We start from the raw sequence: 26,995 nt of genomic DNA, 5'->3' as shown, positions 1-26,995 counted from the left end.
CTTGGCACAACGGAAATGCTATGAGCCCGAAACCAGCCAAGCCCACACTCCCGCCGCACACGGCAGAAGAGAACATCGCCTACATCCGACAGATGCTGGGCGAGTTGCGAACGGTCGCACACAATGAAGGCGCCGACATGCTGCGCTATCTGATCGAGATGGCCTATGTGGAGGCTGGCGACATCCTCTCGGGCTTTCGGCCGATTTCAATCCGGGGCGATCGAGACCCCGCCGCCGGCATGCCGCTGCAGTCGGCCGGCAAGATCAAGTTCTAGGAGAACGAGGTAGACGGACGCGGCCGCGATCCCGGTATGGCGAATGATCTCGTCGATCTCGCTCGGGACCTGGCTCAGCGCCTCGGCAATCCGCTGCCGCTCGCCGTCGCTGGGCGGTAGCCGAAGCGCGGGCGGTATATCCTCGGCTGGTTCACGCGCGCCCGGAGGAGGGGTGAAGAGGTCTGGTTCCGATAGCGGGCGCAGGCCTTCCAGCACGTCGTCCGGTGTCGTGACCATCGTCGCGCCATCCTTCAGGAGGCCGTTTGTGCCCTCGCAGCGCGGATCGAGCGGCGAGCCCGGCACCGCGAAGACCAGCCTGCCGAAATCGGCCGCGTTGCGTGCCGTGATCAGCGAACCCGAGCGCACGGCCGCCTCCACAACCACAAGGCCCAGCGACATGCCGGCAATCAACCGGTTGCGACGGGGAAAGTCGCGCGCCCTTGGCTCCCAGCCGAAGGGCATTTCGCTGACGGCAAGGCCCTGGCCTTCGGTCAATTCGCCGAGGAGGCCGATATTCTCGGGCGGATAGGGGTTGTCGAGGCCGCCGGCCATGGCGGCGATGGTGCCCGTGCCGAGGCTGGCGCGATGGGCGGCGGTATCGATGCCGCGTGCCAGGCCGGAGACGATGGAATAGCCGACGCGGCCGATTTCGCGCGCCAGCAGGCTTGCGAATTTCATGCCGGAGATGGAGGCGTTGCGCGCCCCGACGATACCGACCGCCGGTGCCGCCGCGACCGTGCGATTGCCTTTGACGGCAAGCAGCGGTGGCGCTCCGTCGATCTGGCGCAGCAGCGGGGGATAATCCGGTTCGCCGATGCCGACAAAGGCGGCGCCGTGCCGCTCGGCAATCTCCAGTTCGCGCTCCGCATCGGCCTTGCCGGCGATGCGGATGCTGCGCGCAGCGCCGCCGCGTCGGGAGAGTTCCGGCAGCATGTCCAGCGCCGCCTCGGCGCTGCCGAATTGATGGATCAGTTCGCGAAAGGTGGCCGGTCCGACATTGTCGCTGCGAATGAGGCGCAGCCAGGCGATCCTCTGTCTTTCCGTCAGCGCAACTCCCGGTGTCCTTGCGCTGAGGTCGTCCATTTCTACCCCTTGCTGCCGATCTTGCTTTCCGTGCCATTCAGAAGACGGCTGATATTGGCGCGGTGTTTCCACCAAGTGATCAGCGTGAGGATGGAAAACAGCAGTGCCACCTTCTCATGGCCGAGAAACCACAATACAACCGGAGATACGGCGGTTGCAACCAGGGCGGAGAGCGACGAATAGCGCGTCAGCCAGGCCAGAACGATCCACACCGCAGCGAAGACCGCGACCATGACCGGCACGAGGCCGAGCAGCACGCCGACATAGGTCGCGACGCCCTTGCCGCCCTTGAAGCCGAGCCAGACGGGGAAGAGGTGCCCAAGGAACGCGGCAAAGCCGGCAGCAATGCCGGCCTCGACGCCCCAGCGCGAGGCGATCGCGGCTGCGGCCGTGCCCTTCAGGGCGTCGAGCAGCAGGGTTGCCGCCGCCAGCTTCTTGTTGCCGGTGCGCAGCACGTTCGTCGCGCCGATATTGCCGGAGCCGATCTTCCGCACGTCGCCGAGCCCGGCCATCCGCGTGAGGATCAGGCCGAACGGTATGGAGCCGAGAAGGTAGCCGAAGGCGAGGGCGGCGAGCGTCGGCAATGCGCCGAGCTGCCAGGTAAAGATGTCGGACACGTTTGTTCTCCCCCGGAACCATGCTTCATTGCCGCTCGCCGAGACTGTCCCTTCCAGCGAGCGGCGGTGCAGACGCCTAGAGCATTTCCAGCCGAAGCGGCATCGCTTCGGCGTCGGACAATGCGGATAAAACAAGTTCTAGCCCAGCGAATGCACCCGTTTGCCGGCAACATAGGTGCTAACAGCGCGTCCCGTAAAGCGCGCATCTTCGAAGGGTGTGTTCTTCGAGCGCGAGACGAAGCGGTTCTTGGTGGCAAGCCACGGCTCGTCGGTGTCGATCAGCACGATATCGGCGCGTGCGCCCGGCGCCAGCGTACCGGCGTCGAGGCCGAAGATCTTTGCCGGGCGCGTGGAGAGCGCATCGATCAGCCGCATCAGCGGGACTTCGCCACTATGGTGCAGACGAAGCGCCGCCGCCAGCATCGTTTCAAGGCCGATCGCACCGTCCGCCGCGTCCGCGAAGGGCAGGCGCTTGGTGTCGACGTCCTGCGGATCGTGCGAGGAAACGATGATGTCGATCTCGCCACGGGCGAGCGCATCGACCATTGCCTTGCGGTCGTCCTCGCCGCGAAGCGGCGGAGAGAGCTTGAAGAAGGTGCGGTACTCGCCGATGTCGTTTTCGTTGAGCGTCAGGTGGTTGATCGACATGCCGCAGGTGACGTTGGCGCCGCGGTCGCGGGCGATCTTCACCACTTCAGCCGATTCCGGCACGGAAATCTGCGCGGCATGGTACTTGCCGCGGGTAAGGCCGGCGATGCGCAGGTCCCGTTCCAGCGGGATCACTTCCGCCTCGCGCGGCGAGCCGGAAAGGCCGAGCCAGCTGGCGAGCAGCCCCTCGTTCATCACGCCGCCGGCGCCGAGATACTTGTCGCGGGTATCGAGCGCGATGACGCTGTCGAATTCGCGGGCATAGGTCATGGCGCGGCGCAGCACCTGCGCATTGTGCATCGGGTTGCGGCCATTGGTGAAGGCGACGGCACCGGCGGCCTTGAGCAGGCCGAATTCGGTCATTTCCAGGCCTTCGAGACCCTTGGTCAGCGCAGCAGCCGGGTGGATGTTGACGATTGCCTTGTCGCGGGCGTTCTTCAGAACGAACTCAACCAGCGCGATATCGTCGATCACCGGATCGGTGTCGGGCATGGTGATGAAGGTCGTCACCCCGCCGACAGCAGCCGCGCGGGAGGCCGATTCGATCGTTTCGCGGTGTTCCGCGCCGGGTTCGCCGACAAAGACGCGCGCATCGACGAGGCCGGGGGCGGCAATCAGGCCACGGCCGTCGACGATCTCGGCGCCTTCAGGCGCACCCTGGTTCTGCGCGCTGCTGCCGATGGCGGCGATCTGGCCGTTCTCGATGACGATCGAGCCGTTCTCGTCGATGTTGCGCGAGGGGTCGAGGATGCGGAGGTTCTTGAGGACGGTCGTGCGGGTCATGCGCCAAAACCCTGGTTCTGGGAAAGAAGAAGCGTTTCCATCACGGCCATGCGGACGGCGACGCCCATCTCGACCTGTTGCTCGATCACGCTCTGCGGGCCGTCTGCGATATCCGAGGCGATTTCGACGCCGCGGTTCATCGGACCCGGATGCATGACAAGCGCATCCTCTTTCGCCGCTTTCAGCTTTTCCGCGTCGAGGCCGTAATAGTGGAAGTATTCGCGCACCGACGGCACGAAGGCGCCGGACATGCGCTCGCGCTGGAGGCGCAGCATCATCACGACATCCGCATCCTTCAGGCCTTCCTCCATGGAGTGGTAGACTTCCGCGCCCATGTCGGCAATGCCGGAGGGCAGCAGCGTGGCCGGTGCGACGACGCGCACCCGCGCGCCCATGGCGTTGAGCAGGAGGATGTTCGAGCGAGCGACGCGCGAATGCAGCACGTCGCCGCAGATCGCGACGATGATGCGCGAGAGCTTGCCCTTGGCGCGGCGGATCGTCAGCGCGTCGAGCAGTGCCTGCGTGGGGTGCTCATGCTGGCCGTCTCCGGCATTGACCACCGAGCAGGAGACCTTTTGCGCAAGCAGGGCAGCCGCGCCGGCGGAGGAGTGGCGCACCACCAGCACATCGGGGTGCATGGCGTTCAGCGTCATCGCCGTGTCGATCAGCGTTTCGCCCTTCTTCACCGAGGAATTGCCGACCGACATGTTCATCACATCGGCGCCCAGGCGCTTGCCGGCAAGCTCGAAGGAGGCTTGCGTTCGGGTGGAGGCTTCGAAGAAGAGATTGATCTGCGTCAGGCCGCGCAGCGTCGACGTTTTCTTCTCCCGCTGCCGGGAGATTTTCACCGCTTCGTCGGCACGGTCGAGCAGGAGGGTGATCTCCTGCTCGGTCAAACCCTTGATGCCGAGAAGGTGGCGATGCGGAAAGAAGTCCATGGGGCTCCGCCTCAACTGTCGTTGGATACGCGGGGTCTATAGAGCCTCGGTTTCCCTGCGGCAAGGCGAAGAGGGGCATTCCCACTCTTTTATGGTGATCCAGAGGGTGCAGGCCGTTGCGCCCCGTTTCGTCCCGTCGCGACTTGGGCTAGAACCCGCTCATGACTCGCGACACGACGACCGAACAGAAACTCGCCGATCTCAACCAGCCGCCGCTCTGGTCGGGCATCAATGCCTATCGCTCCGACCCGCTGCTGGTCGACGCCACCGACGCCATGCCGAAGGGGCTGCGCGACGAGTTCGATGCGATCGGCCGCTACGTGACCTCGCCGGAGGCGCAGGAGCTTGCCCGCATGGCCAACGAGGGCGCGCCGCAGTTGCGCACCCACGGACCGCGCGGCGAACGGATCGATGTCGTCGACTATCATCCGGCCTGGCACGCGCTGATGCGCCGCTCCATGGCGAGCGGCCTGCATTCCTCGCTGTGGGAAAATCTGCCTGAGGAGCAGGGCCGTGCGCACAAGGCGCGCGCCGTGCGCTTCTATCTGACGGCCCAGCTCGAATGCGGGCATCTCTGCCCGTTGACCATGACGAGCGCATCGGTTGCCGCCCTTTCCACCTCGCCGCAGGTGCAGCGCGAGTGGGGTCGAAAAATCCTGTCGCGCAAATATGATTCCGCCAACAAGCCGGCCATGCAGAAGAGCGCCATCACGCTCGGCATGGGCATGACGGAAAAGCAGGGCGGTACGGATGTGCGCGCCAACACCTCTACCGCCGAGCGTGTCGGCGAGGGCATCTACCGCCTGACGGGCCACAAGTGGTTCATGTCGGCCCCGATGAGCGACGGCTTCGTCATGCTGGCGCAGACCCGCGAGGGCATCGGCTGCTTCCTCGTGCCGCGTCTGCTCGAGGACGGCTCCAGCAACGGCCTGCGCTTTCAGCGCCTGAAGGACAAGATCGGCAATCGCTCCAACGCGTCCTCCGAAGTGGAATTCTCCGATACGTTCGGCTTCCTGCTCGGCGCGCCGGATGCCGGCATCCGCACCATTCTCGACATGGTGACGCTGACGCGCCTCGACTGCGCTCTGGCATCCTCCGGCATCATGCGCGCCTCGCTCGCCGAAGCCGTCCACCATACGCGCGGCCGCCATGTCTTCGGCAAGCCGCTTGTCGCCCAGCCGATCATGACGCGCGTGCTTGCCGACATGGCGCTCGACGTTGCGGCGGCGACCGCGCTTTCGCTGCGCCTTGCCGACGCCTTCGACAAGGCGCGCGACAGCGCGGAAGATGCCGCCTATGCCCGCATCATGACGCCCGTCACGAAATACTGGTGCTGCAAGATCGCGCCCGCCCTCATCTACGAGGCGATGGAGTGCATCGGCGGCAGCGGCTATGTCGAGGAACGCCCCATCGCACGGCACTACCGCGAGGCGCCGGTCAACGCGATCTGGGAAGGCTCCGGCAATGTCATGGCGCTCGACCTGATGCGCGTCATCGGCCGGGGCAGGGACCTCTTCGAAATGCTCTTCGCCGGCCTTGCCCGCGATCTCGGCCCGGCCGGGAAGAAGACGGTCGATGTGCTGCGCGCCTGCCTGTCGCTCTGCGAGCGTGACGAGGGGGCTGCCCGCATGCTTGTCGAGCAGCTGGCGCTTGCCGCCGCCGCCGCCGAACTCTACCGGGCCGGTGCCGGCCGCATCGCGGATGCGTTCCTTGAAACGCGCCTCGCTTCCGGCTGGCGCTCGACCTACGGCATGCTCGATTCGCGCTTCGATTCGGCTTACATCGTCGACCTGCTCTACCCGCCGGCAAGATAGGCGGTTGCCGCCAGCACCATGGGAATGGTGAAGAACGACGCGATTGTCTGCAGCGTCGCGACTGCGGCGTAGAGCGGCGCATCGCCGCCCAGCTGCTTGGCCAGCACATAGCCGTTCATGGCCGTCGGCACGCTCGCCCCCATGGCAATCGCCAGAAGCGGTTCTCCCCGCATGCCGAGGGCGTAGGCTGCGGTTGTCATCACCAGCGGCATCACGAGCAGCTTCAGCCCAACGGGCAGCAGGGCGAGCGGACGGGGTTTCAGCGCGTCGGAAAGTTTCAGCCCTGCGCCGACCATGATGAGGCCAAGGCTGAGGGAGGTGCCGGCAACCAGGTCTGCCGCCTGCATCAGGGGCTTGTAGATCGGAATATCCAGCAGATTGACCGCCACGCCGAGCACCGAGCCGATGATCAGCGGATTGCTGACGATCTTGTGCGCGAAGGTCTTCAGATTGCGCGTGCCGCCGCCGAACCAGACGAGAATGCCGATATTGTAGAGGTTGATCGGGATGATGATCAGCGTGGCCACCAGCGCGACGAGCGCCAGGCTCTGCGGGCCATAGAGCTTTTCGGCGATTGCCAGCGCGATGAAGGCATTCCAGCGCGTCGATGTCTGGAAGACGGATGTATAGGCGGGCGCCGATACGCCGGCTGAACGGAAGAGCGGCCAGGAGAGCGCCAGGACCAGCGCGATGAACGTCACCGACCCGATGGAGCCGATCGCTATATCGCCTGCGGCCATGCCGGAGAATTCCGCATTGGCGAGCGTGGTGAAGAGGAGGGACGGAAACAGCACGTAGAAGCCGAGCTGTTCGAGCCCGCCCCACATGTTGCGATCGATCACCGGCCAGCGTTTCAGCAGCGCTCCCAGGACGACGAGCAGGAAGACGGGGAGGATGCTTTCGAAGATGGTGAGCATGGAACCGGATCGGCTGGAGTGGGATTGTTGCTCATTCCATGGCCCGCCGGGCAAGGCAAGGGCCTTGCCGAGAGGCCGCCGAGTGGAAATTAACCTTGTTGAAGGGTTTGCGTTGCGCGGCGAGGGTTAACGGGCAAAAGTAGCGTTTACCTGGTGTTAACCATGTAGAGCGAGTGCTGACTATGGCCAGAACGGCCCGGATTTCGGTCATGACGACCCTGTTTTCCTTCGCGGCGGTGGATATCGTCCTGCCGCTCATCGTGCTTGCGGCGGGCGTTGCCGTCAGCGAGATGATCTTTGCAGCCGGCGACCTTCTCACTATGAGGAGGGGGGCGGCATGAAGTGGTTCCTGATTCTATGGGCGCTGCCCATCGCGCTGCTCGGCGGCTGGTACGGATTGTCGTACTACGACATGAACTTCGGCATCTTCATGCTGACGCGCGAAGTGCATGACCTGGTGTTCCAGATCTACGGCAACATTCTCGGCGTTCCGCCGGAAAGCCTTCCGCCGCTCGTTCTGCGCGCCATCATCGTCGACAGCTTCATCGTGCTCGGCATCATCGCCTTCCGCCGCCGCAAGCAGATCTCGGCGTGGTGGAAGGCCCGCCATCAGTCGTCGTCGGCTGTTCTGGCCAGCGAAGAAAGCCTGTCCAGCGCCCCCTGAAGGATGAAGGAGGCGGCCGCCGAATCGATGCGTTCGGCCCGCTTCTTGCGCGACACGTCCATCTCGATCAGCGTGCGTTCCGCCGCTACCGTCGAGAGCCGCTCGTCCCAGAAGATGAAGGGGATGTCGGTCTTGTCGGCCATGGAGCGCACGAATGCGCGTGTCGCCTGAACACGCGGGCCGGCGCTGCCATCCATATTGACAGGCAGGCCGATGACGAAGGCGACGACCTTTTCCTTCGCGGCGAAGGCCAGCAGGACTTCGGCATCCTGGGTGAACTTCACGCGCTTGAGCACCGGCCGGGGCGTCGCCAGCCGCCGGCCGAGATCGGACACGGAAAGGCCGATGGTCTTGGTGCCGAGATCGAGGCCGGCAATCGGCTGGCCGGGGGCAAGGGTTTCAGCCAGTTCTTCCAGTGTCAGTGTTGCCATGGGAGACCTCTCAGCGCTTGCGCACGAATTCCGTGCGCAGCACGAGGCCCCTGATGGCGTCATGCCGGCAATCGATCTCTTCCGGATTGTCGGTGAGGCGGATCGTCTTGATGACCGTGCCCTGCTTCAGCGTCTGGCCGGCGCCTTTCACCTTCAGATCCTTGATCAGAACGACCGAATCGCCATCGGCAAGCTCGGTGCCGGAGGCATCGCGCACCACATTCTGCGCAGCCTTGTCCGCCGCGATTTCGGAAGCCGGGCGCCATTCGCCGGTTGCTTCGTCATAGATATAGTCGTCGTTGCTCATGGCAGCTCCTTCTGTATGGCGCGGTGCCGGCAGGGTGCCGGGCGTTGCTCCATCTCTATCGCCACGCTTATAACGATCCCACCAGGGATTGGAACGGCATTCGCCGGTTCAGTCGTCTACAGGGATTGAAACAGGAGAAATGTCATGAAGATCACCTGGCTCGGCCACTCGGCCTTCCGGATCGAAACCGCCAAGGCAAGGATCCTCATCGATCCGTTTTTCACCGGCAATCCCGCCTTTGACGAATCGACCCGCAAGGACGCCGTTGCCGGCCTCACGCATGTGCTGCTGACCCACGGCCACGGCGACCATGTCGGCGACACGATCGAGATCGCGCGGGAGACCGGTGCGACGGTGCTGGCCAATGCCGACCTTGCCGCCTGGCTCGGCGCAAAGGGTGTCCAGAAGGTCGATATGGGCAATACCGGCGGTACCGTTCACTTCGACGGCTTCTCCACCACCTTCGTCAATGCATTGCACTCCTCCGCGCAGATCACCGAGGACGGCGTCTCCCATTCGCTCGGCAATGCCAACGGCCTCGTCCTGCATTTCGAGGACGCCCCGACGCTCTACCATATGGGCGACACGGACATCTTTTCCGACATGGCGCTGATCAACGAGTTGCACCAGCCGGACATCGGCCTCGTGCCGATCGGCGACCGCTTCACCATGGGCGGTGCCGTGGCGGCGCTCGCCTGCCAGCGCTTCTTCAAGTTCGACACCGTCATTCCATGCCACTACGGTTCCTTCGGCATCATCGACCAGACGGCGGACCTCTTCGTGGCGGCCATGGACGGCGCATCCGCGAAGATCGAGGTGCCGGCGGTGGGCGGTTCTGTCTCGCGCTGAACGGCCGGAAAACGGGCGAGGGGGCGTGGATGGGGCCATTCCCCCGTTGCGCCCCTTGGGCTTGGTCAGTATAGCGGGTAGGAAATTCCAGAGCGGAGACCATCCATGTCCGTAGATCTAGCCACCGTGAAGCGCGTCGCGCGCCTTGCCCGCATCGCCGTCAGCGAGGAAGAGGCAAGCCGCATGACCGGCGAGCTGAACGGCATCCTCGGCTTTGTCGAGCAGCTGTCCGAAGTGAATGTCGCCGGCGTCGAGCCGATGACCTCCGTCACGCCGATGGCGATGCGCAAGCGCCAGGATATCGTCAGCGACGGCAACAAGGCCGACGATGTCGTCGCCAATGCGCCTGCTACCGATCGCAATTTCTTCCAGGTTCCGAAGGTTGTGGAGTAATCCTTGACCGTTACCATCGCCGTCGAAAGCCCGTTGCAGGATGATGTTCGCACGCTGGTCGCGGAGCTGAACACGGTGCTGCACGCGCTCTCACCGCCGGAAGCCTGCTATCACCTCACCGTCGAGCAGATGGCCGAGCCGACCGTCACGGTCTGGATCGCCCGCGATGGCGACATGGTCGTCGGCTGCGGCGCGCTGAAGCGCCATTCCGAGACTGTTGGCGAGGTGAAGCGCATGTTTACCCGGCCGGACTGGCAGGGGCAGGGCATCGGCCGGCGCATCCTCGGCGAAATCCTGGCCACTGCCGAACGGGAGGAGCTGGCAACGCTCGTCCTGGAAACCGGCGACCAGCATCCGGCGGCATGGGCGATCTACGAGAAGGCCGGCTTTTCCCGCTGCGGCCCCGTGCTCGACTATCCGGCCTCACCCTATTCCATATTTTACCAAAAGCAGCTTTCCGCTGCCTGACCCGAAGTGACCGAAGCCATGACCGACCTGACCCGCCTGACCATTGCCGAAGCCCGCGAAAAGCTCGGCGCCAAGGAGATCACCGCCGTCGAACTGACGGATGCCTATCTCGGCGCGATCGAGGCTGCCAACGGTGCTCTCAACGCCTATGTCGCCGTCACGCCGGACAAGGCGCGCGAAATGGCGAAGGCTTCCGACGGCCGTATCGCCGCGGGCAAGGCGGGCGCGCTGGAAGGCATTCCGCTCGGCATCAAGGACCTGTTTGCCACCGAAGGCGTTCATACGCAGGCCTGCAGCCACATTCTCGACGGCTTCCAGCCGAAATACGAATCGACCGTCACCCAGAACCTGTGGAACGACGGCGCCGTCATGCTCGGCAAGCTGAACATGGACGAGTTCGCCATGGGCTCCTCCAACGAAAGCTCCTACTACGGTCCGGTCAAGAACCCGTGGCGTGCGAACGGCTCCAATGCCGATCTCGTGCCCGGTGGCTCGTCGGGCGGTTCGGCTGCCGCCGTTGCCGCGTTCCTGTGCGCCGGCGCTACCGCGACCGATACCGGCGGCTCGATCCGCCAGCCTGCCGCCTTCACCGGCACCGTCGGCATCAAGCCGACCTATGGCCGCTGCTCGCGCTGGGGCATCGTCGCCTTCGCCTCCTCGCTCGATCAGGCAGGTCCCATTGCCCGCGACGTGCGCGACGCCGCCATCCTCTTGAAATCGATGGCCAGCGTCGACGCCAAGGACACGACCTCCGTCGATCTGCCGGTGCCGGATTACGAAGCTTCGCTCGGCCAGTCGCTGAAGGGCATGCGCATCGGCATTCCGCGCGAATACCGTCTCGACGGCATGCCGGAGGAGATCGAGGCGCTGTGGCAGAAGGGCATTGCCTGGCTGAAGGATGCCGGTGCCGACGTGGTCGACATCTCCCTGCCGCACACGAAATATGCCCTGCCGGCCTACTACATCGTGGCGCCTGCGGAAGCCTCCTCGAACCTTGCCCGTTATGATGGCGTGCGCTACGGTCTGCGCGTCGACGGCAAGGACATCGTCGACATGTATGAGAAGACCCGCGCCGCCGGCTTCGGCACCGAGGTCAAGCGCCGCATCATGATCGGCACCTACGTTCTGTCGGCCGGCTACTACGACGCCTACTATCTTCAGGCGCAGAAGGTCCGCACGCTGATCAAGCGCGACTTCGAGCTTGCCTTCAACGCCGGCGTCGACGCTATCCTGACCCCCGCCACGCCGTCCTCGGCCTTCGGCATCGCCGATGAAGACCTCGCTTCCGATCCGGTAAAGATGTACCTGCAGGACATTTTCACTGTGACGGTGAACATGGCGGGTCTGCCGGGCCTTACCGTGCCGGCCGGTCTCGACCATAAGGGCCTGCCGCTTGGCCTTCAGCTCATCGGCAAGCCCTTCGAAGAGGAAAGCCTCTTCAAGACGGCGCATGTCATCGAGCAGGCCGCGGGCCGCTTCTCGCCCGCCAAGTGGTGGTAAAGGGCGCTTTCGCAGTCTAACCCGTACCGTAGCGGCAAGCATTGCCGCTACGGACGATATGCCCAATAGCCTTGCCTGACAGGGACGGCTGGCCTGTTTGCGCGCCCGCTTTCCATCATCCCCGTGGATAGGCTTCCACCTCTCTCGCCAACCGTCCCGCACAGTGCTTTCATGGCTGCATGATCACCGTTCGCAATGCCCGCGCAGAAGACGTACCGACGCTGGTCGAAATCGGCGTGCGGGCCTGGGAGCAGGCCGTCGTCGGCGTGGCCGACCTTCAACTGCGGCGTGGATATGCCCGCAACACCTTTCAGCAGTTTCTTGTTCGCCAATGGCTGCGGGTGACCGTCGCCGAGTTGGACAGCGCGCTGTTCGGCTGGGCCTCGCGCGAGGCGCTGGACGACGAGATCACCGATCTGTGGGTCGATCCGCAACGCCAGAGGATGGGGCTCGGCTCCGCCCTGCTTGCCGCCATGGAAGCGGAGATCGCTGCGGCCGGCTTCGAGGCGGCGCGGCTTCAGACCCATGCGCGCAATCTTGCGGCCGTGGGTTTCTTCCGGAAGCACGGCTATGCGGTCAGCTGGCTGTCGATCGACTATTCTGAGCGACTCGACCGCGACGTCGAATCGGTCGGCCTGCGCCGGCAGCTCATCGCTGACGAACCGATCGGTTATGGACCGGGCGGACTTTAGAGCGAAAATCAGGAGGCGGGCTTTCACCCGCCTCCCGTCCGTTCACTGGTTGTCCTGTTGCGAGCGCACCAGCTCAAGTCCGCGCTGGGTGATGCGGTAGGGCTTGCCGCCGATAGAGGCGATGCATCGCCGGCGTTTCAGCTTGCGGAACAGGTCTATGTCCAACCCGCTCGTCCGCCAGCCGTCCCGCGTGATGCAGGCCACGCTCACGAGCTTTCTGGTTTCGTCTTTTTCGATATCGATCCTGCCGCCCTGAGCGAGCAGGTGAAGAATGCGCTGTTCGGCGCGCGAAATGTCCATTGTTCTGAAGATCCGTCTGGCGTTCGAATGAACGCGAAAAAACGTTCCGCCACCCGGGGGTGGCAGGGCTCATCGTTTTTTCAGACCCTGCGCGCAAGCTTTGGCGGGCAGGGTCCTCAGCAGGTCTCAGACGAATTAGACATCAAAACTCCATTACGGATGCTCCGGAAATAACCGGGACGTCCGCAAAGGTCAATGTGCAGGCCAGATCAGCGAATGATGCAGGAAGACCCCGGTCTTCACGCCATTGGCCGAGGCGAGCGAGATGTTGGCTGCGCCGAGCGCGATATCACCACCGGCATAGAGACCGGGCAGGGAGGTCTGGCCGGTGTCGTCCGTGTGGAGGATGTTGCCGATGGGGGTCTCCTTCAGCTTCAGGCCGCGATCGGCCGGAATGGCGCTGCGCACCCGCGCCTCGGGCATGACGAAGAGCGCCTTGACGAGTGTCGACATGCCGGGGCCTGTTTCCACGGAGAGCATGCCGTCCGGCCCGTCGGTTACGGCGGTGACACGGCCCGGCCGCAGCTTCACATTGCGCTCGGCGAGAACGGCGAGGGCTTCATCGTCCGGTTCCGGCGCCTCATTGGTGAAGAGCGTGATATTGCCCCAGTCGGCGACGACGGCCGCAAAGCGGGCTGCCTCCGCGGTGCGCGCCAGGACGCCGACCGGGCCGCCGCCCACCTCGTAGCCGTGGCAATAGGGGCAATGCAGCACCGTCTTGCCCCAGCGCTCCGCAAGGCCGGGAACGGCGGGCAACTGGTCTTCGAACCCGGTGGCCAGCAGCACGCGCCGCGCGTTGAACCGTCTGCCATCGCCTGTGACGACGGAGAAGGCATCGCGTTGACCGTCGAGCCGCTCGGCGCGGGCGTCGTGGAAGGTGACGGTTTCGTAGGCGAGAAGCTGGCGGCGGGCATCGGCGAGAATATCGCTTCCCGGTCGGCCGTCCTGCGCGAGGAAGCCGTGCGCGTGGGAAGCGAAGCGGTTCCGAGGCTGTCCGGTATCGAGAACGGTGACGCGGCGGCGGGCGCGGGCGAGCTGCATGGCGGCGGAGAGGCCGGCAAAACCTCCGCCGATGATGATGGCATCTTCGGTCATGGTGGATCCTTTCTATGGAGCGAGCGGCATCGTTCGGCCGGCGGGCGCCGTCCGTTCGGTGCAGGGCATAGGGATGACTGCGGCTTAGCCGGTATCGGGCCGGCCGTGCCTTGCCGCCGCGCGGAAATCGACCGCGAGGTCGGCGAGCGTCGTGCCGGCGAAGCGCGCCATCAGGATCGCCTCGGCATCCGTCAGTGCGTCACCGATCACCCGGTTGACGGATTGTTCGATCACGCAGCCCGGCATTTCGGTCGCCGGGCCGATCTGGAAGAGGATCGGCTCGCCGAGCGCGTTGTAAATGTCGAGCAGCGAGATGTCGCTGAGCGGTTTGGCAAAATGCCAGCCGCCGCCATGGCCGCGGCCGGATTGCACGATGCCGGCGTCGCGAAGCCCGGCCATGGTGCGCCGGACGACGACGGCATTGGTGTCGAGGCAGACGGCAAGATCATCCGAGGTCATCGGCTCCTCGCGTTCGGCCATGTGCATGAGTGCGTGAAGCACGGCGGAAAGGCGGCTGTTTCTTTTCATGTAACAATAATAGTTACGAATACGATCGCGTGTCAACACGTGTCCGCGAGAGGCGCGTCAGCCGGCGAGCAGCATGCGATAGAGAGAAGGCCCGAAGATCAGGGTCGTCGGGATCAGCAGCGCGTGCAGAATCAGGATTGCCATCAGCTGCGTGCGAAACGGTTCCTTGCGCGTCTTGTGGCGCAGCAACCGTTGCGCGGCAAAGGCGCCCAGACTGCCGCCGATGAACGCGAACTGCAGCAGCCGCGCTTCGGAAACGCGCCAATGGCCATCGCGCGCGGCTTCCTTGTCCCACCAGTAGACGCAGAACGTCACGACGTTGAGGAGAAGAAAAATGACCAGAAGCGTTGTTGTCGTGCCCATTACCCGCTTTTAGCCGATCATCCTTGCGACTTGGCTAACGGCGGCGGGACGCACCCGCTGTAAACCTTGCGCCGCCTGCTCATATGTTCTACCGAGACAGCACCGAAGACAGCACAGCAAGAGCCTAAAATGACCCTCGTCGACGTCCGTACCCCTGATCCGAAACGCTTCATCCCCGGCGCCACCGGCGATTGGGAAGTCATCATCGGCTTGGAGGTGCACGCCCAGGTTCTTTCCAATTCCAAGCTCTTCTCCGGCGCCTCGACGGAATTCGGCAATGCGCCGAACGCCAACGTGTCGCTCGTCGATGCCGCCATGCCGGGCATGCTGCCGGTCATCAACGAGGAATGCGTCCGCCAGGCGGTGCGCACCGGGCTCGGCCTGAAGGCGCAGATCAACCATCGCTCGATCTTCGACCGCAAGAACTACTTCTATCCGGACCTGCCGCAGGGCTACCAGATTTCCCAGTTCAAGGACCCGATCGTCGGCGAAGGCAAGATCGTCATCTCGCTCGGCCCCGACCGTCAGGGCAATTTCGAGGATATCGAGATCGGCATCGAGCGCCTGCATCTCGAGCAGGACGCCGGCAAGTCGATGCACGACCAGCATCCGACCATGTCCTATGTCGACCTCAACCGTTCGGGCGTCGCGCTGATGGAGATCGTCTCCAAGCCGGACATGCGCTCGTCGGACGAGGCCAAGGCCTACATGACCAAGCTGCGCTCCATCGTGCGCTATCTCGGCACCTGCGACGGCAACATGGACGAGGGCTCCATGCGCGCCGACGTCAACGTGTCCGTGCGCCGTCCGGGTGAAGGCTTCGGCACGCGTTGCGAGATCAAGAACGTCAACTCCATCCGCTTCATGGGCCAGGCGATCGAATATGAAGCGCGCCGCCAGATCGGTATTCTGGAGGATGGTGGCTCGATCGATCAGGAAACCCGCCTCTTCGATCCGGGCAAGGGCGAGACCCGCTCGATGCGCTCGAAGGAAGACGCGCACGACTATCGCTACTTCCCCGATCCGGACCTGCTGCCGCTGGAATTCGACAACGAGTTCGTCGGCAAGCTTCTGGCCGACCTGCCGGAACTGCCGGACGACAAGAAGATCCGCTTCGTCAAGGATCTGGGCCTTTCGGTCTACGATGCCTCGGTGCTCGTTTCCGAAAAGGCGATTGCCGACTACTACGAGGCCGTGGCCGCTGGCCGCGATGGCAAGATTGCCGCGAACTGGGTAATCAACGACCTGCTCGGCGCCTTGAACAAGGACGGCAAGGCCATTGAAGAGACACCGGTTTCGCCCGAACAGCTCGGCGGCATCATCGACCTCATCAAGGACGGCACGATTTCCGGCAAGATCGCCAAGGACCTGTTCGAGATCGTCTGGAGCGAGGGTGGCAACCCGGCTGAAATCGTCGAGACGCGCGGCCTGAAGCAGGTGACGGATACCGGCGCCATCGAAAAGGCCGTCGACGAGATCATCGCCGCGAATCCCGATCAGGTCGAGAAGGTCAAGGCCAAGCCGACGCTTGCCGGCTGGTTCGTCGGCCAGGTGATGAAGGCGACGGGCGGCAAGGCCAATCCGCAGGCCGTGCAGTCGCTCGTCAAGGCGAAGCTCGGCATCGAGGACTGATCATGTTCTTCGTCCGAACGGCCTGCGAGCGCGATCTGGTGAAAGTCAGCGCGCTTCTGGCCGAGACGTGGCATGCGACCTATGACGCGCTCTACGGCGTGGACAAGGTGAGCGAGATCACGGCGCGCTGGCACGCGGTGCCGGCACTGAAAGCGCGGCTGGAACGCAAGGAAGCCGAGTTCGTTGTGGCCGACAACGGCATGGAGCTTGCCGGCATGGGCTTTGCCGCCATGTCGAAGGACCGGCCGAAGACGGTTCTGCTGCACCAGCTCTATGTGCTGCCGCGCTACCAGCGCCAGGGAATCGGCCGGGACCTGTTCGCCGAGCTTGAAACCTGCTTCCCGGATGCCAATGCCATGCTCCTCGAGGTCGATCCGCGCAACGCGGCGGCCGTCGCGTTCTATAGCGCGCATGGCTTCGTCAAGGTCGGTGAGGCGCAGCACACGGCGGACAATGTCTCCGGTGTTCCGCTCCATGTCTACGAGAAGCCGCTTGCCGGTTGACCGCGGCGAAAAGCCGTGGGCGAAGGCGTGGGAATCGCTGGACATTCCGGCGGTGTCGCGCCATAAGCGAAAGAAAATATCACCCGCTCGTGCGGGCGAACCATCAGTCTCGGGCTACGCTTCCAGCATGGCCCTGCCAAGGACGCCAGCCCATGAACCTTCTCAAGCAGATTTTCACCTGGTGGAACGGTCAGACGATCGGCACCCGCTTTCACACCTGGCGCTTCGGCACCAAGGTTGGTGAGGATGAATTCGGCAACGTCTATTATCAGGGCGGTTCCAAGGATTCCGAGGGCCGGACGCGCCGCTGGGTGATCTATAACGGCTACGCAGACGCCTCCGCCATCCCGCCGGGCTGGCACGGCTGGATGCACCACCGCACCAATGTCTCCCCGGCCGACGAGGACTACAAGGCGCGTGACTGGCAGAAGCCGCACCGCGCCAACCAGACCGGCACGTCCCAGGCCTACCGTCCGCCGGGCTCGATTGCCGCAACCGGTGAACGTCCGCGCGTGACCGGCGACTATGACGCCTGGACGCCGGGCAGCTGATACCGATTTGGCCACATTTCGCCGGTAGCTCGAAGCAGCCGGCGAATGCCGGAACGGATCGCAGGAGACGTCATTCATGATATTCGGGTTTTCACGGGCAAACGCTGTACGGCGCTTCCTTCCGGTTGCGCTCGCCGCGACGGCCGCCGGCCTTGCCATTGCCCCCGTGGCGGCAAATGCCGCGCGCATCGAAAACCCGGTCGCCGTCTTCTCCGGCATCGACAAGATCACGGGCCGCATCACCAGTTTCGATATCTATATCGGCGAGACCGTGCAATTCGGCGCGCTCCAGGTGACGCCCAAGGTTTGCTACAGCCGCGACGATACCGAAGCGCAGAAGGTGACGTCCTTCGTCGAGGTCGACGAGATCACGCTCGACCGCAAGATCCGCCGCATCTTTACCGGCTGGATGTTCGCCGACAGCCCCGGCCTCAACGCCGTCGAGCACCCCGTCTATGACGTGTGGCTGACCGAATGCAAGGCGAAGTCGGACGTACCGCCGCCGCAGGACGGCGACGCGAAGACGCAGTAGCGTCTGTCTCAAGCTAAAGATTTAAAACGGCAGGTGAGGCGAGGCCAGGGCGTCCGCCAGCATGTCCTCGTATTCGAGCTTCGGCACTTCGATCGCACCGAACGTCATCAGATGTTCGGTGGTGAACTGCGTATCGAGCAGGCGGAAGCCGCGAGTCTTGAGGCGCTCCACCAGATAAACGAGGCAGATCTTCGAGGCGTTCGTGCGCCGGGAGAACATGCTTTCGCCGAAGAAGGCAGCCCCGAGAGAAACGCCGTAGAGTCCGCCGACCAGTTCGTCCCCGTCCCAGGCCTCGACCGAATGGGCATGCCCCATGCGATGCAGGGTTCCGTAGAGCGACCTGATCTTCTTGTTGATCCATGTCGAGGGGCGGTCCGGCGCGGCTTCGGCGCAGGCCGCAATCACCGCATCGAATGCGGTGTCGAAACGGATGTCGAAGGGTTTTTTGCGGATCGCCTTGTCGAGGCTGCGCGAGACGTGGAGGCCATCAAGCGGGATGACGCCGCGCATGTCCGGCTCGACCCAGAAAAGTTCCAGGTCGTCCGCCGAATCGGCCATCGGGAAGAGTCCGATGGAATAGGCGCGCAAAAGGAGTTCCGGCGTTATTTCCGGATTCCGACTGCGACGCCCTGCCATACCGACGCCCCTCAGGCGTCGGTCTTGTCGGCCAGATAGTCTTCCAGCCAGTGGATGTCATAATCGCCGTTGGCGATGTCCTGATTGCCGATCAGGTCCTGGAAGAGCGGCAGCGTCGTCTTGATGCCGTCGATGACGAACTCGTCCAGCACACGGCGCAGGCGCATCATGCATTCGACGCGGGTACGGCCGTGCACGATCAGCTTGCCGATCAGGCTGTCGTAGTAGGGCGGGATGCGGTAACCCTGATAGACGCCCGAATCCACCCGCACGCCGAGACCGCCGGGCGCATGGAAATGCGTGATCGTGCCGGGCGAGGGCACGAAGGTGCGCGGGTCTTCCGCATTGATGCGGCACTCGATGGCATGGCCGGAAAACACGATGTCTTCCTGGCGTACCGACAGGCCTGCGCCGGAGGCGACGCGGATCTGCTCGTGCACGAGATCGATACCGGTGATCGCCTCGGTGATCGGATGCTCCACCTGCAGGCGGGTGTTCATTTCGATGAAATAGAACTCGCCGTTCTCGTAGAGGAATTCGACCGTGCCGGCGCCGCGATATTTCAGCTTCTTCATGGCGTCGGCGCAGATTTGGCCGATTTTCATGCGCTGCTCGACATTGAGGGCCGGGGAGTTTGCCTCTTCCCAGACCTTCTGGTGACGGCGCTGCAGAGAGCAGTCGCGCTCGCCGAGATGCACCGCATTGCCCATGCCGTCGCCGACGACCTGGATTTCGATGTGGCGCGGCTTGCCGAGGTACTTTTCCAGGTAGACGGCGTCGTTGCCGAAGGCGGCAAGCGCCTCGGAACGGGCCGTCGAGACCGCTTCATCGAGATCGGCTTCGGTCTTGGCGACCTTCATGCCGCGGCCGCCGCCGCCGGCGGTGGCCTTGATGAGCACGGGAAAGCCGATCTGGCGGGCGACTTCCAGCGCATTCTCCGGCTTCACTTCGCCATCGGAACCGGGAACGACGGGGATGCCGAGTTCCAGCGCCGTCTGCTTGGCGGTGATCTTGTCGCCCATGATGCGGATGTGTTCCGCCGTAGGGCCGATGAAGGTGATGCCGTGCGCGTCGAGGATCTCCGCGAACTTCGCGTTTTCCGACAGGAAGCCGTAGCCCGGATGTACGGCGTCTGCGCCGGTGATCTCGCAGGCCGCGACGATCTGGTGGATGTTCAGATAGCTGTCACGCGACGGGGGCGGACCGATGCACACGCTCTCGTCGGCAAGGCGCACATGCATGGCGTCGGCATCGGCCGTCGAATGCACGGCAACCGTGGCGATGCCCAGCTCCTTGCAGGCCCGAAGGACCCGAAGGGCGATTTCGCCGCGGTTGGCAATGAGGACTTTGGAGATCATGGGGGCCGCCTTATTCGATGATGATCAGCGGTTCGCCGTATTCGACCGGGCTGGCATCCGAGACGAGGATTTCAGTGACCTTGCCGGAACGCGGGGCCGGGATCTGGTTCATCGTCTTCATGGCTTCGATGATGAGGATGGTCTGGCCTTCCTTGACGGTCGCACCGACTTCCACGAAGGCGCGCGCGCCCGGAGCCGGGGAGAGGTAGGCGGTGCCTACCATCGGCGCCGTCACGGCGTTCTTGTTGTTGCGGGCATCTGCGACAGGCGCTGCTGCTACGGCGGCAACTGCGGCCGGTGCAGCGTAGGCCGGAGCCGGGCCGGCAACCGGTGCCTGGACATATTGCGGAGTGCCGGCGCGCGAGACGCGGATACGCAGGTCGTCCTGCTCCACTTCGATCTCGGTCAGATCCGTCTCGTTGAGGATGTTTGCGAGATCGCGGATCAGAACCTGATCGATGCCGTGTTTCTTGTCAGACATGGAAATGAGCCTCTAGTTCTTCTTATGTCTTGATGGACGAAAGCGCATGAAGCGCGAGGATATAGCTATGCGCACCAAAGCCGCAGATGACACCCTTTACGGCGGGTGCGATCATCGACTTGTGGCGGAACTCCTCGCGGGCATGCACGTTGGAAAGGTGCAGTTCGACCACCGGTATCTTCACGGCGCGGATGGCGTCGTGCAGGGCGATCGATGTGTGGGTATAGGCGCCGGCATTGATGGCGATGCCAGCGGCGGTATCGCCGGCCTCGTGGATCCAGTCGACCAGGTCGCCTTCATGATTGGACTGGCGGAATTCGACGGTAACGCCAAGCTTCTCGCCCTCCGCCTTGCAGAGCGCTTCGATATCGGCGAGCGTCTGGCCGCCATAGATACCGGGTTCGCGTTTGCCGAGTGCGTTCAGGTTGGGACCGTTGAGCACGAAAAGGGTTGAAGCCATTGGTAATTCCGCATGCTGGATGGAGGATTACCTATAGACCGGCGGTTCCCGCAGGGAAAGCCCCAAGGGTAGGGGCTTTTCCGGCCGTAAGGTGCGCTGTCCACAAGCAGCTCAGGCTGAACACGTCCAGCATGGCAAGAAGATGACGGTTCTCAGCAGGATGTCTTGCCGCAGGAGCGGATATTCGCGATCTTTTCGCGCAGGTCGTCCGCGCCGACAGCACCGAACACCGTTTCCTGGCCGAGCACGTAGGACGGCGTTCCGGTGATGCCGAGATCGTTCGCCAGCGAATATGCTTCGCGCACGGCGTCGTCATGCGGCTTGTCGGCCATGGTCTTGCGGATATCCGCTTCGGAAAGGCCCATGCCGGCAGCAAGCGCAATGGCGCTCTCTTCCGTCGCGCGGCCTTCGCTGCCAAGCAGCGCGCGGTGGAACTCGCCGTACTTCTCCGGCGAAAGGTCGCGCACGGCAGCGCTTACCTTGTGGGCTGCCAGCGAATCGGGACCGAGGATCGGCAGCTCCTTCAGCACGAAGCGGATGTTCTTGTCCTCTTTCAGGAGCTCTTCCATGTCGGTGAGCGCGCGCTTGCAGTAACCGCAATTGTAATCGAAGAACTCGACGATGGTGACGTCGCCTTCCGGGTTGCCGAGCGCGATATCGTAGGGCGAGGAGAAGATCGCCTTCTCGTTGTCGGTGATGGCCGACTGGGCCTTGGCCTGCTGCTCTGCTTCCTGCTTCTTCTGCAGGGCTTCCTGGACTTCGATCAGGATTTCCGGGTTTTCGACGAGGTACTCCTTGATGAACTCGCCGAATTCCTTCTTCTGCGCATCGTCGAGGGCGAGAGCGGGTAGGGGCGCTGCGACCGCAATGGTGAGAGCGACGGTGGCCGCAAGCTTCGTCTTGAATGTCATGTCTGTCCAGATCCTCGTCGTGATGCGCCGCTGAAGTGCCATTGGCAGCGCCCGTGCGTCAATGCGCATGTGGGCGCTTTCAACGACCTTATGATCACCCTGCGGCAAACGATAGGGCAAAAGCGGCGGATTTTCGGCCATCGCGGGATTGTGAATGGGCGTTTCTTGCGGCAGGAAGGCGCAGTCGAAGAACCGGAGGCATTGCCCATGAAACTCTCCCGCCGCGGCGCCGTCGAACCCTTTCACGCCATGGACGTGCTCGCCGAGGCGACGAAACGGCGCGCTGCCGGCCGGCCGGTGATTTCCATGGCCGTCGGCCAGCCGGTGCATCCCGCACCGCAAGCCGCGCGCGAGGCCGCCCGCCGGGCACTCGAGATCGGCCGCATCGGCTATACGGATGCGCTCGGCCTCCTTTCGCTGCGAAGCGCCATTTCGGATTTCTACCGGGATCGCCATGGGGTTTCGGTCGATCCGGGCCGAATCGCGATTACCACGGGCTCTTCCGCCGGCTTCAACTTGGCCTTCCTGGCGCTGTTCGACGCCGGCGACAGGGTCGCCATCGCACGCCCCGGATACCCAGCCTACCGCAACATCCTCGCCGCGCTCGGCATCGAGACGGTGGAGATCGAGGTGAGCGCCGCAAACGGCTTTACGCTGACGCCGCAGGCGCTGGAAGCGGCCGCTGCTGCGCATGGACGTATCGATGGCGTGCTTCTGGCAAGTCCCGCCAATCCCACGGGCACCGTCACGGGGCGCGCCAATCTTGCGGCGCTTTCCGCCTATTGCCGGGAGAACGGCATCGCCTTCATCTCCGACGAGATCTATCACGGCCTCACCTTCGTCGGCGAAGAGGCGACGGCGCTGGAATTTGGCGACGAGGCGGTGATTATCAATTCGTTCTCGAAATACTATTGCATGACCGGCTGGCGCATCGGCTGGATGGTGTTGCCGGAGGCGCTAGTGCGTCCGGTCGAGCGCATTGCCCAGAGCCTCTATATTTCCGCGCCGGAACTGTCCCAGATCGCGGCGCAAGCCGCGCTCGGCGCGGAAGCGGAACTGGACGTCTATCGCGATGCCTATCGCGTCAACCGCGATTTCCTCGTCAAGCGCCTGCCGGAACTCGGCTTTTCCATCGCGTCACCGATGGACGGTGCCTTCTACGCCTATGTGGATGTCAGCCACTTCACCAATGACAGCATGGCCTTCGCCCGCCGCATGCTGGCCGAGACCGATGTGGCGGCAACGCCGGGCATCGATTTCGACCCGCGCGACGGCCACCACACGATGCGCTTTTCCTATGCCGGCTCCTTCGAGGAGATGAACGAGGCGGTCGACCGCCTCCAGGCCTGGCTCGCCTGAGAACGGAAAACGATTCCGTTTCATGGCTTTGCAGCCGGAAACGGAATCGAATCCTCAATCACCTGAATCGTTTTCTCAGACCCGGTTGATCGAAACTCCGCCATCGACCAGCATCGCCGTGCCTGTGGTGAAGCTGGAGGCGTCCGAGCAGAGGAAGAGTGCTGCCTCGGCGATTTCCTCCGGTTCCGCGATGCGCTTGAAGGCGTTCAGCCCCGCAATGAACTGTCTGGCTTCCGGTGTGTTGGCGACGTCCCGCCCCATCGGCGTATCCGTCGCGCCCGGAAGCAGCGCATTCACGCGAATGCCCCTCGGACCGTATTCGGAGGCAAGCACCTGCACGAGGCCGACAAGGCCAGACTTCGACGCCGCATAGGCGGCAAGCCCCGGAAAGCCTGCGGTATAGCCGACGAAGGTCGAGGTGAAGACGAGGCTTCCGCCGCCGCGCGCTTCCATGGCCGGCAACTGGTACTTGGCCGCGAGGAAGGCGCTGGTCAGGTTGACGTCGAGGACATCCTGCCAGTCCGCCATGGAGAGATCCGGCAAAGGCCCGATCGGCCCGGTCGTGCCTGCATTGTTGAAGGCGATGTCCACGCCGCCGAATTCTGCCTGTGCAGTCGCGACCAGTGCCTGATGATGCGCTTCCTCGCCGACGTCGCCGGGGACAGCGATGGCGGCGCCACCTTCCGCGCGGACCTCGCCGGCAACCGCGTCGAGCCGTTCGCGTCCGCGCGCGGACAAAACGATCTTCGCTCCCTGCCGGGCAAAGAGGAGGGCGGCGGCGCGGCCGATGCCGGAACTGGCGCCGGTGATGATGGCGACTTTGTTTTCAAGACGGGTCATGGCGATTTTCCTTGCTGATTTCTGACGACGGGGATGTCGCAGAAGGGCGAAGGAGGAACCACCCGATTCCCGCGCACACGAAAAAGGCCCGGTCGAAACCGGGCCTTTTGTCATTCCGTGATGCTGGCGGATCCTAGAAGAAACCGCGGCGCTGCCACCAGCCACCCTTCTTGGGCTTTTCCGGCTCGTCGTCCGGCGCTGCTTCCTTGGTGGTCGAAGACTTCACCACCGGCTCCGACGCGATCTTGGAAATATCGCGGTTGGCGCGGACCGGCTTGGCCGGAGCGTCGAGATCGGCGGATGCCTGCTCGACTTCCGGTTCGACCAGCGGCGTTGCTTCCTCTGCGGCGGTAGCCGGTACAGGCTGCGCCTCGATTTCGCTGCGGACGGTCTCGTCGGTGACGGGTTCTTCAACAACCTTCGCACGGCTGCGGCGAGCGCGCTTCGGCTTTGCCGGCTCTTCTTCCGCGACAGCTTCGACCGGTGCTTCCACAGCGGCTTCGGCGGGCGCTTCCTCGGCAGCGGCGACCACTTCGGCGACATCCGTCTCGACAACGGCTACCGCTTCGGCAGCATCGCCTTCTTCGGCATCGCTGTCGGCTTCATCGCCTTCCGCACCGGCTTCGGCCGTACCGTCCTCGGGACGATTGCGGCGACCACCGCGCTTGCCGCGACGGCGGCGCTTGCGGCGCTGCTCGGCGGTTTCGTCGGTCTGGGCCTGCGTTTCTTCCGTGCCCTCGTCGCCTTCGGCGTCGTCATCGTCGAGCACGTCTTCGTCACCGGCCTGCTCGCCGCCGAAGGAGGCGGTGTCGGCGCCTTCGCCATTTTCGCGGCCGCGGCCACGACGACGGCGACGACGCTTGCGCTTGTTGCGGCCGTTCTCGTCGGACGTCGCCGAGGCAGGAGAGTCCTGCGCGGCGGCAGCTGCAGCCGGACCCGCTTCGTCTTCTTCCTCGTCGATCTCTTCCTCGATCACGACGTCATCGTCTTCCGGCTCGGGTTCGAAGTGCAGGAGCTGTTCGATCTTGACCGGGTTCTCTACGGGCTCGCCACGGTCGATCGCAAAATGCTGCGCGCCGACATGGGAGTCCGCCTCGATGATGATGTCGACGCCGAAGCGGCCTTCGTAATCGATGATCGTGCCGCGCTTGTGGTTGAGCAGGTAGAGCGCGATATCCGGCGTCGTGCGCACGACGATATTGTGCGTCGTGTTCTTGAGGAGATATTCCTCGATGCCGCGCAGGACATGCAGCGCCACCGACGACTGCGAGCGGATATGGCCCGTGCCGTTGCAATGCGGGCAGGTCTGCATCGTCGATTCGAGAACCGAGGCGCGAATGCGCTGGCGCGACATTTCGAGCAGGCCGAAATGCGAGATCCGGCCGACCTGGATGCGGGCGCGGTCGTTCTTGAGGTGGTCCTTCAGACGCTTCTCGACGGCACGGTTGTTGCGCTTCTCCTCCATGTCGATGAAGTCGATGACGACGAGGCCGGCAAGGTCGCGCAGGCGGAGCTGGCGCGCCACTTCTTCGGCAGCTTCCAGGTTCGTCTGGAGCGCGGTCTCTTCGATGGAGTGCTCGCGCGTCGAACGGCCGGAGTTGACGTCGACCGAGACGAGCGCCTCGGTCTGGTTGATGATGATGTAACCGCCGGACTTCAACGTCACCTGCGGCTGCAGCATGCGGTCGAGCTGGGCTTCGATGCCCGAGCGCGAGAAGATCGGATGCACGTCGCGATAGGGCTGAACGACCTTCGCATGACTCGGCATCAGCATCTTCATGAAGCCCTTGGCTTCCCGGTAGCCTTCCTCGCCGGCTACGACGATCTCGCTGATGTCCTTGTTATAAAGGTCGCGGATCGAGCGCTTGATGAGCGAGCCTTCCTCGTAGACGAGGCAGGGGGCCGTGGAGGCGAGCGTCAGCGTGCGTACGTTCTCCCAAAGGCGCATCAGATATTCGAAGTCGCGCTTGACCTCGACGCGGGTGCGGTTCGCACCGGCGGTGCGCAGGATCACGCCCATGCCTTGCGGAACCTCGAGGTCGCGGGCGATTTCCTTCAGGCGCTTGCGGTCCTGAAGGTTGGTGATCTTGCGGGAAATACCGCCGCCGCGCGCCGTGTTCGGCATCAGGACGGAGTAGCGGCCGGCGAGCGACAGGTACGTGGTCAGCGCCGCGCCCTTGTTGCCGCGTTCTTCCTTGGCGACCTGCACGAGCAGGATCTGGCGGCGCTTGATGACTTCCTGGATGCGGTACTGCTTGCGCGGCTTGCGCTGGACGCGGTCCGGAACCTCTTCCATCGCGTCTTCGGCACCGACGGATTCGATGACTTCCTTTTCCTCGCCGTTGTGATCGTCGTCATCATCGTCGTCGTCATCGCGCCGGCGACGGCCGCGCGAACGCTCGACCGGCTCGGAAACCTCGTCGGTGTCGACGGCCATGGCCATCGCGCCGCCGGGCGTCTCGTCGTCGCTGCCCTCGGAAGGGGCGGCGGCCTCTTCGGCAGCCGGGGCGTCCTCTGCCTCTGCCTCTGCCTCTGCCTTTGCCTTGGGCTTGCGGGCGCGGCGCGGCTTCTTCGGCTTTTCGGCCGGAGCTTCCTCGACGGTTTCGGCAACGGCCTCAACGACTTCGGCTTCTGCAACGGTCTCGGCGATCGCCTCGGCTGGAGCTTCCTCGACGGCCGCGTCGGTCTCGGCGGATTCCGGCGCTACGTCGGTTTCCTTGTCAGCGGACAGATCCGTTGCCGTCTCGACCGACTCGATATCGTCGTCGCGGCGATGTTCCTCGGCTTCGGCCTTCAGCAGTGCCTGGCGGTCGGCGAGAGGGATCTGGTAGTAATCCGGATGGATTTCGGCGAAGGCCAGGAAGCCGTGGCGATTGCCGCCGTAATCAACGAAGGCCGCCTGGAGCGACGGTTCAACGCGTGTGACCTTGGCAAGGTAGATATTGCCGCGGATCTGCTTCTTGTGTTCGGATTCGAAGTCGAATTCTTCTATGCGGTTTCCGCGTACGACAACGACGCGCGTCTCTTCAGCGTGAGACGCGTCGATAAGCATTTTCTCTGCCATTTA

At 63.9% G+C, this 26,995-nt stretch carries 32 protein-coding genes; 14 read left to right on the top strand and 18 right to left on the bottom strand.

Annotated features, from left to right (window positions below; translation table 11 throughout):
• Window positions 1-20: 20 nt before the first annotated feature.
• A complete protein-coding gene (locus WA950_RS16225) occupies window positions 21-275 on the top strand; it encodes a hypothetical protein (RefSeq protein ID WP_424552753.1) in 255 nt (84 codons plus the stop codon).
• On the opposite strand, the gene dprA is transcribed toward WA950_RS16225, so the two are convergent.
• From dprA to WA950_RS16205, 4 genes are all read right to left on the bottom strand, one after another.
• Complete coding sequence (gene dprA / locus WA950_RS16220) at window positions 207-1,358, bottom strand: DNA-processing protein DprA (RefSeq protein ID WP_424552752.1); 1,152 nt, start codon at window positions 1,356-1,358, stop codon at window positions 207-209. The two genes, WA950_RS16225 and dprA, sit on opposite strands and share 69 nt — an antisense overlap.
• A 2-nt stretch (window positions 1,359-1,360) precedes the next feature.
• Window positions 1,361-1,966, bottom strand: a complete 606-nt coding sequence (gene plsY / locus WA950_RS16215; RefSeq protein WP_424552970.1) for a glycerol-3-phosphate 1-O-acyltransferase PlsY — start codon at window positions 1,964-1,966, stop codon at window positions 1,361-1,363.
• A gap of 147 nt (window positions 1,967-2,113) precedes the next feature.
• Window positions 2,114-3,406 (bottom strand): dihydroorotase, encoded by a 1,293-nt coding sequence (locus WA950_RS16210; RefSeq protein ID WP_424552751.1) that lies wholly within the window; start codon window positions 3,404-3,406, stop codon window positions 2,114-2,116.
• Entirely contained in the window at window positions 3,403-4,344 is a 942-nt protein-coding gene (locus WA950_RS16205) for an aspartate carbamoyltransferase catalytic subunit (RefSeq protein ID WP_424552750.1), read from the bottom strand. The genes WA950_RS16210 and WA950_RS16205 overlap by 4 nt, the downstream gene beginning before the upstream one ends.
• A 161-nt stretch (window positions 4,345-4,505) precedes the next feature.
• Between WA950_RS16205 and WA950_RS16200 the strand changes: the two genes are divergently transcribed.
• Window positions 4,506-6,158, top strand: coding sequence for an acyl-CoA dehydrogenase family protein (locus tag WA950_RS16200; RefSeq protein ID WP_424552749.1), 1,653 nt, complete (start codon window positions 4,506-4,508; stop codon window positions 6,156-6,158).
• On the opposite strand, the gene WA950_RS16195 is transcribed toward WA950_RS16200, so the two are convergent.
• Entirely contained in the window at window positions 6,140-7,075 is a 936-nt protein-coding gene (locus WA950_RS16195) for an AEC family transporter (RefSeq protein ID WP_424552748.1), read from the bottom strand. The genes WA950_RS16200 and WA950_RS16195 overlap by 19 nt on opposite strands.
• A gap of 209 nt (window positions 7,076-7,284) precedes the next feature.
• On the opposite strand from WA950_RS16195, the gene WA950_RS16190 reads away from it, so the two are divergent.
• Complete coding sequence (locus WA950_RS16190; protein ID WP_424552747.1) at window positions 7,285-7,416, top strand: hypothetical protein; 132 nt, start codon at window positions 7,285-7,287, stop codon at window positions 7,414-7,416.
• A complete protein-coding gene (locus WA950_RS16185) occupies window positions 7,413-7,739 on the top strand; it encodes a DUF6105 family protein (protein ID WP_424552746.1) in 327 nt (108 codons plus the stop codon). Before WA950_RS16190 ends, WA950_RS16185 begins: the two co-directional genes overlap by 4 nt.
• On the opposite strand, the gene ruvX is transcribed toward WA950_RS16185, so the two are convergent.
• On the bottom strand, window positions 7,685-8,170 hold the full coding sequence (gene ruvX / locus WA950_RS16180; RefSeq protein ID WP_424552745.1) for a Holliday junction resolvase RuvX: 486 nt from the start codon (window positions 8,168-8,170) through the stop codon (window positions 7,685-7,687). The two genes, WA950_RS16185 and ruvX, sit on opposite strands and share 55 nt — an antisense overlap.
• 10 nt (window positions 8,171-8,180) lie before the next feature.
• Window positions 8,181-8,477 (bottom strand): alkylphosphonate utilization protein, encoded by a 297-nt coding sequence (locus WA950_RS16175; RefSeq protein WP_424552744.1) that lies wholly within the window; start codon window positions 8,475-8,477, stop codon window positions 8,181-8,183.
• Window positions 8,478-8,621: 144 nt separating this feature from the next.
• On the opposite strand from WA950_RS16175, the gene WA950_RS16170 reads away from it, so the two are divergent.
• From WA950_RS16170 to WA950_RS16150, 5 genes are all read left to right on the top strand, one after another.
• Entirely contained in the window at window positions 8,622-9,326 is a 705-nt protein-coding gene (locus WA950_RS16170) for a metal-dependent hydrolase (protein ID WP_424552743.1), read from the top strand.
• Between the two features lie 105 nt (window positions 9,327-9,431).
• A complete protein-coding gene (gene gatC / locus WA950_RS16165; protein WP_424552742.1) occupies window positions 9,432-9,719 on the top strand; it encodes an Asp-tRNA(Asn)/Glu-tRNA(Gln) amidotransferase subunit GatC in 288 nt (95 codons plus the stop codon).
• 3 nt (window positions 9,720-9,722) lie between these two features.
• Window positions 9,723-10,187, top strand: coding sequence for a GNAT family N-acetyltransferase (locus WA950_RS16160; protein WP_424552741.1), 465 nt, complete (start codon window positions 9,723-9,725; stop codon window positions 10,185-10,187).
• 18 nt (window positions 10,188-10,205) lie between these two features.
• Window positions 10,206-11,687 carry an Asp-tRNA(Asn)/Glu-tRNA(Gln) amidotransferase subunit GatA gene (gatA, locus tag WA950_RS16155; protein ID WP_424552740.1) on the top strand — a complete coding sequence of 494 codons (1,482 nt, stop codon included), beginning with the start codon at window positions 10,206-10,208 and terminating at the stop codon, window positions 11,685-11,687.
• Window positions 11,688-11,866: 179 nt separating this feature from the next.
• Window positions 11,867-12,379 carry an N-acetyltransferase family protein gene (locus WA950_RS16150; RefSeq protein WP_424552739.1) on the top strand — a complete coding sequence of 171 codons (513 nt, stop codon included), beginning with the start codon at window positions 11,867-11,869 and terminating at the stop codon, window positions 12,377-12,379.
• 42 nt (window positions 12,380-12,421) lie between these two features.
• Here the strand turns inward: WA950_RS16150 and WA950_RS16145 are convergent, their stop codons facing one another.
• The 4 genes from WA950_RS16145 to WA950_RS16130 all read right to left on the bottom strand — a co-directional run bounded on the left by WA950_RS16145 (window position 12,422) and on the right by WA950_RS16130 (window position 14,665).
• Window positions 12,422-12,679: a YjhX family toxin gene (locus WA950_RS16145; protein ID WP_424552738.1), complete on the bottom strand. Its 258-nt coding sequence runs from the start codon at window positions 12,677-12,679 to the stop codon at window positions 12,422-12,424.
• Between the two features lie 192 nt (window positions 12,680-12,871).
• On the bottom strand, window positions 12,872-13,774 hold the full coding sequence (locus tag WA950_RS16140) for an NAD(P)/FAD-dependent oxidoreductase (protein ID WP_424552737.1): 903 nt from the start codon (window positions 13,772-13,774) through the stop codon (window positions 12,872-12,874).
• A gap of 84 nt (window positions 13,775-13,858) precedes the next feature.
• Window positions 13,859-14,302 carry an RrF2 family transcriptional regulator gene (locus WA950_RS16135; protein ID WP_424552736.1) on the bottom strand — a complete coding sequence of 148 codons (444 nt, stop codon included), beginning with the start codon at window positions 14,300-14,302 and terminating at the stop codon, window positions 13,859-13,861.
• Between the two features lie 57 nt (window positions 14,303-14,359).
• Window positions 14,360-14,665, bottom strand: a complete 306-nt coding sequence (locus WA950_RS16130) for a DUF1294 domain-containing protein (protein ID WP_424552735.1) — start codon at window positions 14,663-14,665, stop codon at window positions 14,360-14,362.
• A gap of 129 nt (window positions 14,666-14,794) precedes the next feature.
• Here WA950_RS16130 and gatB point away from each other — a divergent pair, with 129 nt between their 5' ends.
• From gatB to WA950_RS16110, 4 genes are all read left to right on the top strand, one after another.
• Window positions 14,795-16,297: an Asp-tRNA(Asn)/Glu-tRNA(Gln) amidotransferase subunit GatB gene (gatB, locus tag WA950_RS16125; RefSeq protein ID WP_424552734.1), complete on the top strand. Its 1,503-nt coding sequence runs from the start codon at window positions 14,795-14,797 to the stop codon at window positions 16,295-16,297.
• 2 nt (window positions 16,298-16,299) lie between these two features.
• On the top strand, window positions 16,300-16,800 hold the full coding sequence (locus WA950_RS16120; RefSeq protein WP_424552733.1) for an N-acetyltransferase family protein: 501 nt from the start codon (window positions 16,300-16,302) through the stop codon (window positions 16,798-16,800).
• 152 nt (window positions 16,801-16,952) lie between these two features.
• Window positions 16,953-17,351 carry an NADH:ubiquinone oxidoreductase subunit NDUFA12 gene (locus WA950_RS16115; RefSeq protein WP_424552732.1) on the top strand — a complete coding sequence of 133 codons (399 nt, stop codon included), beginning with the start codon at window positions 16,953-16,955 and terminating at the stop codon, window positions 17,349-17,351.
• A gap of 76 nt (window positions 17,352-17,427) precedes the next feature.
• On the top strand, window positions 17,428-17,883 hold the full coding sequence (locus tag WA950_RS16110; protein WP_424552731.1) for a DUF2155 domain-containing protein: 456 nt from the start codon (window positions 17,428-17,430) through the stop codon (window positions 17,881-17,883).
• 21 nt (window positions 17,884-17,904) lie between these two features.
• Here the strand turns inward: WA950_RS16110 and aat are convergent, their stop codons facing one another.
• The 5 genes from aat to WA950_RS16085 all read right to left on the bottom strand — a co-directional run bounded on the left by aat (window position 17,905) and on the right by WA950_RS16085 (window position 21,729).
• Entirely contained in the window at window positions 17,905-18,519 is a 615-nt protein-coding gene (aat, locus tag WA950_RS16105; protein ID WP_424552730.1) for a leucyl/phenylalanyl-tRNA--protein transferase, read from the bottom strand.
• Window positions 18,520-18,530: 11 nt separating this feature from the next.
• Window positions 18,531-19,877, bottom strand: a complete 1,347-nt coding sequence (gene accC / locus WA950_RS16100; RefSeq protein WP_424552729.1) for an acetyl-CoA carboxylase biotin carboxylase subunit — start codon at window positions 19,875-19,877, stop codon at window positions 18,531-18,533.
• Between the two features lie 10 nt (window positions 19,878-19,887).
• On the bottom strand, window positions 19,888-20,358 hold the full coding sequence (gene accB / locus WA950_RS16095; RefSeq protein WP_424552728.1) for an acetyl-CoA carboxylase biotin carboxyl carrier protein: 471 nt from the start codon (window positions 20,356-20,358) through the stop codon (window positions 19,888-19,890).
• A gap of 22 nt (window positions 20,359-20,380) precedes the next feature.
• Entirely contained in the window at window positions 20,381-20,818 is a 438-nt protein-coding gene (gene aroQ / locus WA950_RS16090; RefSeq protein ID WP_424552727.1) for a type II 3-dehydroquinate dehydratase, read from the bottom strand.
• A 152-nt stretch (window positions 20,819-20,970) separates the two neighbouring features.
• Window positions 20,971-21,729, bottom strand: coding sequence for a DsbA family protein (locus tag WA950_RS16085; RefSeq protein ID WP_424552726.1), 759 nt, complete (start codon window positions 21,727-21,729; stop codon window positions 20,971-20,973).
• Window positions 21,730-21,936: 207 nt separating this feature from the next.
• Between WA950_RS16085 and WA950_RS16080 the strand changes: the two genes are divergently transcribed.
• On the top strand, window positions 21,937-23,088 hold the full coding sequence (locus WA950_RS16080; protein ID WP_424552725.1) for a pyridoxal phosphate-dependent aminotransferase: 1,152 nt from the start codon (window positions 21,937-21,939) through the stop codon (window positions 23,086-23,088).
• A gap of 75 nt (window positions 23,089-23,163) precedes the next feature.
• Here the strand turns inward: WA950_RS16080 and WA950_RS16075 are convergent, their stop codons facing one another.
• Together WA950_RS16075 and WA950_RS16070 are read right to left on the bottom strand one after the other, a co-directional pair.
• Window positions 23,164-23,928 carry an SDR family oxidoreductase gene (locus WA950_RS16075; protein ID WP_424552724.1) on the bottom strand — a complete coding sequence of 255 codons (765 nt, stop codon included), beginning with the start codon at window positions 23,926-23,928 and terminating at the stop codon, window positions 23,164-23,166.
• A gap of 133 nt (window positions 23,929-24,061) precedes the next feature.
• Entirely contained in the window at window positions 24,062-26,992 is a 2,931-nt protein-coding gene (locus WA950_RS16070) for an Rne/Rng family ribonuclease (RefSeq protein WP_424552723.1), read from the bottom strand.
• Window positions 26,993-26,995 lie beyond the last annotated feature (3 nt).

Source organism: Shinella sp. (genome assembly GCF_049651085.1).
Classification (GTDB): Bacteria; Pseudomonadota; Alphaproteobacteria; order Rhizobiales; family Rhizobiaceae; genus Shinella.
Note: the sequence above shows the minus strand (reverse complement) of the source record. Positions and strands in the feature narration are given on the sequence as shown.